This is a genomic window from Mesorhizobium silamurunense, assembly GCF_014843825.1.
GTDB lineage: Bacteria > Pseudomonadota > Alphaproteobacteria > Rhizobiales > Rhizobiaceae > Mesorhizobium > Mesorhizobium silamurunense.
In genome coordinates this window covers 1-401 of the sequence record NZ_JHQR01000459.1, presented here as the reverse complement: position 1 = coordinate 401, position 401 = coordinate 1, and the positions used below count along the sequence as shown (strand labels likewise).

Below are 401 nucleotides of genomic sequence, written 5' to 3'. Positions count from 1 at the left end.
GCGACGAAGTCCAGCGTGCCGGTGATCGTGCCGCCTTCGGCGACGTTCTGCGGGGCCTCGGTCGAAGCCGTCGGCGCGTCGTCGTCGAAGGTGATGGTCAGCGTGCCGGTCGTGGACGAGTTGTCGGCATCGGTTATGGTGTAGGTCAGGCTGGTTGTCGGATCGACCGCGTTCTCGTCGTTGGGGCCGCCCGCATGCAGCACGTTGTCGACCAGCGTCACCGTGTAGGCGCCGGTTGCCGGGTCCGTCACATGGACGGTGAACAGAGTGCCGCGCGGGCCGGTCGCCGTCAGCGTGTTGGTGCCAGCATCCCAGCTGTAGGCCACCGTCTCGGTGCCGACCGTGCCGCTGGTGCCGTTTAGGGCGGCGAACGAGAAGCCGTTGGCGCCTGCGCCGTCGCC

At 68.6% G+C, this 401-nt stretch carries 1 protein-coding gene; it reads right to left on the bottom strand.

Features of this window, described 5'->3' with window-relative positions:
- A partial coding sequence (locus DH10_RS35975; protein ID WP_192385963.1) for a DUF5801 repeats-in-toxin domain-containing protein occupies positions 1-401 on the bottom strand: 401 nt, incomplete at both ends.